The following is a 7,380-nucleotide window of genomic DNA, read 5'->3' on the forward strand; positions in this document are numbered from 1 at the left end:
ACTTCAATATGACGCAACAGGCTAAATGGAATGGTGACTATCAAATAATCTGCGGTTTCCTGAAAACGTCCTGCCTGTGTGTCATAAGTAACCGTGACATCTTTCGCCGTGTTTTCAATTGCTTCCAGAGATGCTCCAAACCGGATGTTCTTACCCAAAATTGGCAAAAAGGCATTGGGCAAAGCATCAGAGCCATCTACCAGATACACCATGTGCGAAAAGGTGTTTGAGTATTCGTGATGCAAGTAACTGACGAAGGAAGAATTCATCCGGGATTCGACATTCCACAGAATACCTAACATTTCGATCGCTCCTTCTGACCAACCCGAATGGCGCAAGAACCCACGCAATGAAAAATGGTCGTATTCTTCAATAATCCCATCCCAAGCAGTCTCTCCTTGCTCCAGCACCCGCTCGTAAAGCGGCTTGAAGGTAGCTTTCAAGAGGTCTTCGGGCTGTTTGCCCAACTCGTGTGGGTGAACATCAAACTCAAACTTCTTGGGGTCGAATTCTTTGCGACGAACGCGCTTGCCTTGTAGATAAATGTAGGCGTTTGGGTTAGCTAAAATAAAGGGTTCTGTCTTCAGGCGGAACCGCTTGATATATGCCATCGTTAAGTCGTGGCTTTGGGGGATTCGCATTGCTCCCATCTCTGCCCGCAGTCCGGGAGCTAGTCCTTCGTGCACTGTGTAGATTCTGCCGCCGACTCGATGTTGAGCTTCCAGAATCGTGACATTGTGTCCTGCCCGTTTGAGCAGGTCGCCTGCAACTAGACCTGCCATCCCCGCCCCAACGATGATCGCCTTTTTTGGGCGACTCTTTCCTGCTTCTAAACCTTTTTCGAGGATGTTTAGTAATGAGTTTGAATTTGGATTCATGATTGGCGATCGCTTTTTAGAAGTTGTCAGTAGTCAGTTAAACCTACCAAGTGTCTGCATCTCCTGTTCCTGCAATCCAATCTTCTAAAACGCGATCGGGCTTGGCAACATTAAATAGATGTAGTCCAAAATCTTTAGCCAGTTCTTCGCAAATTTTGATTCCCCGCACACTATTTCCCTTACTGTCTAGAGGGGGTGAGAATGTGCCAATCCCTAACTTCCCAGGAGCCACAGCTGTAATACCACCACCTACACCACTTTTGGCAGGCATCCCAACGCGATACACCCACTCGCCAGAATAGTCATACATTCCGCAGGTGAGCATAACACTAATCACATCCTGAACGTAGCGTTCATCAATCGCTCGCTCACCTGTGACGGGATTAATCCCGCCATTCGCTAACGTCCCTGCCATCATTCCCAGATCCCGTGCGTTCACCAAGATGGAACATTGCTGAAAATAGAGGTCAAGGGTTTCTTCAACTCGCTCGCTGACCATACCAAAGTTGAGCATTAGATATGCCATTGCTCGGTTACGATTTCCTGTTGCTTTTTCCGATAAAAAAACAGGGACGTTAATATCATGAGCGCGTCCCGTATATCGCTTAAACATATCTAGAATGCGTTTGAGCCGTTCCGTTGCACCCTTGCCTTTAATCAGGTCAGATGTGGCGATCGCGCCTGCATTTACCATTGGGTTATAGGGGCGATTCGTTTTCTCGTCCAAGACAATTGCATTAAAAGCTTCCCCTGTTGGTTCAACGCTGACTTTGGTATTGACGTATTCTCGACCGTGATCTTCCAACGCTAAACCGTAGACAAATGCCTTGGAGATGGATTGGATCGTGAACAGTTGGTCGCATTCTCCGACATCAAAAACTTGACCATTTTTCGTGACGACACAAATCCCAAACCATTCTGGTTTTGCCAGTGCCAACTCCGGAATATAGTCTGCAACCACACCATCATCAAGCAAACGATACTTCTCGTAAACATCGCTCAGATAATTGCGAAAGGGAGATGCAACTGCTGTAATAGAACTCGCAAGAGAGTGTAAATCACCAGTGTTCATAAATATCTCTTGTAATCAATACCTTCGCCAATTTACGAGGGTGAGTTGATGTATTAACTCCTTTGTCTCTAAGGTTTGGCAAAAACAATAAGTCCTAAAAATTCCTTCAAAGTTTCCCGCAAGTGTTTTTTAACGTATTCCCGCAGTATAAACGGTTTGAGCGTCTAAGCTACCTTGTAAGCTAAACGCTTATGTATGGGTCATTTTGCCATTTTTGCCAAAATTTTTGTAGGCTCTTATTTTGGCAAAGGTATTGGTAATGAATCGGTTATTCCATAATCCGTTGGGCAACTTTGGTAAATTCCTGACTAATGGGATGATCCTGATACTTCACGCAGAACACTCCTTCACTGGCAAGTTGCACCATGTCTTCCGATAGAGGAAAAATGCCTGCGACTGGGGCACTGTAGGCTTCTTCTACCTTCTGCTGCAATACCTCAAAGTTGAGTTTGCTGTGCGCTTTGTTAATCGTCAGTAATAATTTACGAACATTGAGTTGACGCGCCACATCCACCGTCACAGCCGTTCCTTGGTAGTCTTGTTTATCTGGGCGCAGAATCAAAATCAAGACATGGGAAATGGCGATCGACAAAAAGGTTTCTTTTGAGAGTCCTGGATGAGTATCGATGAACAAATAATCAAGCTGTAATGCCTTCACCAGTTGCCGAAGCCCATCGTTGAGCCGCTTCACGTCGTAGCCTTCTTTCAGGATTCTGGCAATATTATCTGCCTTCACACTCGAAGGAACCAGAAAAATCTCACCTCCTCCGGTCAATCCCACGTTGGCACTGACATCATATGCAGCCTCCTCAATCGGACTTTCCCCCCAAAGGTAGTTATTCAGGGTTTTGTTCATCTGTTCTGGCTCCAAGCAAAACAGGTTGTGAATTCCAGGTGAGGGAACATCAGTGTCCACCACGCCTACCCTATTTCCAGCCAGAGCAACAGTTGTTGAAAGGTTGGCAGTAAAGTTCGATTTTCCAGTTCCACCCCGGTAAGAGTGTATTGAAATCACTTTCGGCATAATTAAGAGTGTATTGAAATCACTTTCGGCATAATAATTAAGTATTATTTAATATTTGCAATTAGTAAACAACAATTATTAAAAAGACCCCAGTGGCGGCGATCGCCACCCCTGATAGATGGAAGAAATAAATACAATCCTCTTTTCTTCTACCCTGTGCCTTGTTTCTTGAAAGAGGGCTGAATGTAAAGATTTTTTTGATGTGTACTTAGCTCAAGCCAGTCCAGTTTCAGAATTGGTTGAGAGTAGATACTAAAGCAGTCCTACTCACAACAATCTTTTAGGTAAGTAGAGTTACTTAGTACAGCATTTGATTAATTCGTAGCAAATTAAATTTTGCAATACCCTGCAATGGCAATGCATCGCCTGACAATGCCAATGTGTCGCCTGACAATGGCAATGCATCGCCTGACAATGCCAATGCATCGCCTGACAATGCCAATGCATCGCCTGACAATGTTAATGTGTCGGCTGACAATGTTAATGCGTTCCCCTGCATTAAAAACGCTACGCTTTTACACAAAACTGTACTTAGCACCTAACGGATTTTATCCTTATTGAACTATCAAAGCAACTATCTTACTCTGCCTTGAAAATACTACTTCGACCAATATCGATGTAGATACCCCAATACCCAATGCCCCATGCCCCATGCCCCATGCCCACTTGCCCTGAGCGAAGCCGAAGGGATGCCCAATGATGGCCACTTGCTTCAAGCCGGGAAACCAAGCGTCGAGCAGTGGCTCCCCAAGTCCCCTTGTCTGTTTCTTCAACCTACTCGTTCGGGTTACCGCCTTAATGGCGTCTACGCCAACGTGTTCACCATTTGTCACAATAAGAGGACGGTTACATCACTTCCAGGAACCTGTCGGCAACAAAATCAGCCTCAGTTGCAAGTCGTGGATAACGACGGTTGCAAGCTGTGGAGATACACTGCCATCAAAAGCATCTGGAATGAGTAGACAATAATGGATGAAAATAAACAGATAAACAATACAAGCCAGCAATTGGGTGAACCAACAGAGGTAAAGCAAGCAATGAAGAGTGACTCCCCAGCCCCAATTAATTTCAATGAATCTGGTAGCGAGGTGACAGAGCAAGTGACAGCCCAAACTAATGTATCGGGGGATACGGCTAATCTCAATCCAGAAAATAGCGTCGCTGCAAGTGAGAAAACTGGAGTGGAAACAGCAGCTTTGGCAGAACTGACTCAACAAATCGACTCTCTCAAAACGCAACTAGAAGAACGTAGTACTCAATATATGCGGATTGCCGCTGATTTTGAGAATTACCGGAAACGTACCAGCAAAGAAAAAGAAGAGTTAGAGACACAGATCAAGCGGAACACCATTTTGGAATTGCTGCCAGTGGTCGATAATTTTGAGCGGGCCCGATCGCACCTCAAACCGCAATCTGAAGGCGAAATGACCATGCACAAAAGCTACCAAGGCGTTTACAAACAATTGGTAGATAGCCTGAAACGCTTGGGTGTATCACCAATGCGTCCTGAAGGTCAAGAATTTGATCCGAACTTGCACGAAGCAGTAATGCGCGAACCTACGGATGAACATCCTGAAGGAACAGTGTTAGAAGAGTTAGTGCGCGGATATTACTTGGGCGATCGCGTGCTACGCCATGCAATGGTCAAAGTAGCTGCTCCCAAGGAAGATACCCCTTCTGCACCAGAAGATCAGTCGAGTCAAGCCTTCAGTTAAGCTGTAGTCGCTCGCCTCGCTGACCGAAAGTGCCTGGGTTCTAGCAAGGACGAGCATCATTATTGAGGTATGGGATGGAGAGGATGAGGGAGATGAGGGGGATGAGGAGGATGAGGAGGATGAGGAAGATGAGGAAGATGAGGGGGATGAGGGGGATGAGGAAGATGAGGAAGATGAGGGGGATGAGGGGGATGAGGAAGATGAGGAAGCAATTTTTCTTCCCCTGCTCCCCCTGCTCCCTCATCTCCCCCTGCTCCCTCATCTCCCCCTGCTCCCTCATCTCCCCCTGCTCCCTCATCTCCCCCTGCTCCCCTACCTTCCCCATTTCTATATGCTGAAGTTTTGAGCTAGTCAGCGACATATTACAGCAGGAATACTCGGTAAAAATACTGATAATTATGGGAAAAGTTATTGGGATCGACTTAGGCACTACTAACAGTTGCGTCGCAGTTTTGGAGGGCGGTCAACCACTGGTGATCTCCAATTCTGAAGGTGGACGAACTACTCCAAGTATTGTGGGATTTGGCAAGAGTGGCGATCGCTTGATTGGTCAATTGGCAAAACGCCAAGCCGTAACCAATGCCGAAAACACAATTTACAGTATAAAACGATTTATCGGGCGGCGTTGGGAAGACACTGAAACAGAACGCGATCGCGTCCCTTACAACTGCATCAAAGGTCGAGACGATACCGTTGATGTCCAAATTCGCTCAAAAAACTACACGCCACAAGAACTATCCGCCATGATCCTGCAAAAGCTTAAGCAGGATGCAGAAAGCTTTTTGGGTGAGGAAGTTACTCAGGCAGTGATTACCGTACCAGCATATTTTACAGATGCCCAAAGACAAGCAACTAAAGATGCTGGCACAATTGCAGGATTAGAAGTCCTGCGAATCATCAATGAACCAACAGCTGCGGCTTTAGCTTTCGGATTGGACAAGCAAGACCAAGAGCAGCTAATTTTAGTATTTGACTTAGGAGGCGGAACCTTCGACGTATCGATCCTGCAACTTGGGGATGGCGTTTTTGAAGTTAAGGCGACTAGTGGTAACAATCAACTGGGTGGAGACGACTTTGATAATGCGATCGTGCGTTGGATGATGGAACGCTTCCAGCAACAAGAGAAAATCGACCTTGCCCAAGATAAGATGGCACTGCAACGCCTGCGGGAAGCAGCAGAAAAGGCAAAAATTGAACTCTCCAGCATGGTGAATACATCCATCAACTTGCCGTTTATCACGGCTGATGACACCGGGCCAAAGCATCTGGAGATGGAACTGGGCCGCTCTAAATTTGAAGAACTGGCACTTAATTTAATTGAAAGTACCATCGAACCAATGATCCAAGCGCTCAAAGATGCGGATCTCAAACCACAAGCCATAGATCGGATTATCTTAGTAGGTGGTTCTACCCGTATTCCCGCAGTCCAAAACGCGCTAATTAAGTTTTTCAATGGCAAAGCTCCTGATCGCTCCATCAACCCCGATGAAGCTGTAGCATTGGGAGCGGCTATCCAAGCAGGGGTGTTGGGTGGCGAAGTCGATAATCTCTTACTATTGGATGTCACTCCTCTATCCTTGGGAATTGAAACCTTGGGTGAAGTGTTCACCAAAATTATTGAACGCAACACCACAATTCCCACTAGTAAGTCACAAATTTTTTCTACAGCAGTTGATGGGCAAACCTCGGTAGAAATTCACATCCTCCAAGGTGAACGGGCAATGTCACGAGATAACAAGAGTCTCGGCAAGTTTCTACTAGCAGGAATTCCTCCATCGCCCCGTGGTGTGCCGCAAATTGAAGTATCCTTTGAAATCGATGTCAACGGCATTCTGAAGGTTTCTGCCCAAGACAAAGGTACAGGTAGAGAACAAAGTATCAGGATTACCAATACAGGTGGTTTAAGTACCAACGAAGTCGAACGGATGCGCCAAGAGGCAGAACTGTTTTCCGACGAAGATAGAAGACGTAAAGAACTGGTTGAACTCAAAAACCAAGCAGATAATCTGTTGTTCACTTACGAATCCACCATCAAGGATAATAGCAACTTTATCGGCGACCAAATGAAAACCTTGGCTAGTGAAAAAGTTTCACAACTCCAAGCTGCAATGATTGATTCTAGTATTTCCACAGTGGAATTTAAGCAGCGCTTAGACGACTTCCAACAAACCCTATTTGCAATTGGTGCTGATGTCTACAATCGAGCTAATAGCCAAACAGATGAGACTGAAGAGGCTTCAGCTAACCTCTTTACCCCAGAAGTAGACTCACCAATGAATGGCACACTAATACCACAATTCAACTTTGATTTTGACGAAGAAAGTACTGCCCAAGTTGATTATGAGGCGATAGATTAGGGATTGGGCATGGGGCATTGGGCATGGGGCATTGGGCATGGGGCATTGGGCATGGGGCATTGGGCATGGGGCATTGGGCATTAGTTATTAGTTATTTCTTTCCTGCCTCCCACTCCCCCTTTCAAGGGTAGGTATTTAAAAATTAGGCAGAGGAGAAGGTGATTTGGGAAACATTAAGTTCTGGAGTAAATGTGGGCCAGGGTTCAGGAAAAAAGCCACCTTGTGGTAATGTTAAATGATTAAGAAATGCGGCTTTAATCACTAAATAACCACGTCGAAAACAACTCAACCAACGGCTTTTTGCCCTGTGTTTAAAATTGCGTCTGGCAATATG

General features: G+C 45.7%; 9 protein-coding genes. 3 read left to right on the forward strand and 6 right to left on the reverse strand.

What is annotated here, in order from left to right; genetic code table 11:
• The 4 genes from LC574_RS17965 to LC574_RS17980 form a co-directional block, all read right to left on the reverse strand.
• Positions 1–878: FAD-dependent oxidoreductase (locus tag LC574_RS17965; RefSeq protein WP_229454764.1), on the reverse strand; the 878-nt coding region annotated here is incomplete at its 3' end.
• Positions 879–921: 43 nt separating this feature from the next.
• Entirely contained in the window at positions 922–1,950 is a 1,029-nt protein-coding gene (glsA, locus tag LC574_RS17970; protein ID WP_229454765.1) for a glutaminase A, read from the reverse strand.
• 268 nt (positions 1,951–2,218) lie between these two features.
• On the reverse strand, positions 2,219–2,974 hold the full coding sequence (locus LC574_RS17975; protein WP_229454766.1) for a MinD/ParA family protein: 756 nt from the start codon (positions 2,972–2,974) through the stop codon (positions 2,219–2,221).
• 298 nt (positions 2,975–3,272) lie between these two features.
• On the reverse strand, positions 3,273–3,473 hold the full coding sequence (locus tag LC574_RS17980) for a hypothetical protein (RefSeq protein WP_229454767.1): 201 nt from the start codon (positions 3,471–3,473) through the stop codon (positions 3,273–3,275).
• A gap of 145 nt (positions 3,474–3,618) precedes the next feature.
• Here LC574_RS17980 and LC574_RS17985 point away from each other — a divergent pair, with 145 nt between their 5' ends.
• The gene (locus LC574_RS17985; RefSeq protein WP_229454768.1) at positions 3,619–3,936 is read left to right on the forward strand and encodes a hypothetical protein; all 318 of its coding nucleotides are present in this window, start codon (positions 3,619–3,621) and stop codon (positions 3,934–3,936) included.
• A 3-nt stretch (positions 3,937–3,939) separates the two neighbouring features.
• On the forward strand, positions 3,940–4,689 hold the full coding sequence (gene grpE / locus LC574_RS17990) for a nucleotide exchange factor GrpE (protein ID WP_229454772.1): 750 nt from the start codon (positions 3,940–3,942) through the stop codon (positions 4,687–4,689).
• Positions 4,690–4,729: 40 nt separating this feature from the next.
• Here grpE and LC574_RS17995 read toward each other — a convergent pair whose 3' ends face one another.
• Positions 4,730–5,014: a hypothetical protein gene (locus LC574_RS17995; protein WP_229454769.1), complete on the reverse strand. Its 285-nt coding sequence runs from the start codon at positions 5,012–5,014 to the stop codon at positions 4,730–4,732.
• Positions 5,015–5,087: 73 nt separating this feature from the next.
• Between LC574_RS17995 and dnaK the strand changes: the two genes are divergently transcribed.
• The gene (gene dnaK, locus LC574_RS18000) at positions 5,088–7,046 is read left to right on the forward strand and encodes a molecular chaperone DnaK (RefSeq protein WP_229454770.1); all 1,959 of its coding nucleotides are present in this window, start codon (positions 5,088–5,090) and stop codon (positions 7,044–7,046) included.
• Positions 7,047–7,188: 142 nt separating this feature from the next.
• On the opposite strand, the gene LC574_RS18005 is transcribed toward dnaK, so the two are convergent.
• The coding region (locus tag LC574_RS18005; RefSeq protein WP_229454771.1) for a hypothetical protein at positions 7,189–7,380 on the reverse strand (192 nt) is incomplete at its 5' end.

The organism is Nostoc sp. CHAB 5715 (assembly GCF_020829685.1).
GTDB lineage: Bacteria > Cyanobacteriota > Cyanobacteriia > Cyanobacteriales > Nostocaceae > Nostoc.

Coding starts and splice junctions, on each gene's coding strand:
- glsA (WP_229454765.1), bottom strand. CDS start 1,950: ATGAACACTGGTGATTTACACTCTCTTGCGAGTTCTATTACAGCAGTT.
- LC574_RS17975 (WP_229454766.1), bottom strand. CDS start 2,974: ATGCCGAAAGTGATTTCAATACACTCTTACCGGGGTGGAACTGGAAAA.
- LC574_RS17980 (WP_229454767.1), bottom strand. CDS start 3,473: ATGCAGGGGAACGCATTAACATTGTCAGCCGACACATTAACATTGTCA.
- LC574_RS17985 (WP_229454768.1), top strand. CDS start 3,619: ATGCCCCATGCCCCATGCCCACTTGCCCTGAGCGAAGCCGAAGGGATG.
- LC574_RS17995 (WP_229454769.1), bottom strand. CDS start 5,014: ATGGGGAAGGTAGGGGAGCAGGGGGAGATGAGGGAGCAGGGGGAGATG.
- dnaK (WP_229454770.1), top strand. CDS start 5,088: ATGGGAAAAGTTATTGGGATCGACTTAGGCACTACTAACAGTTGCGTC.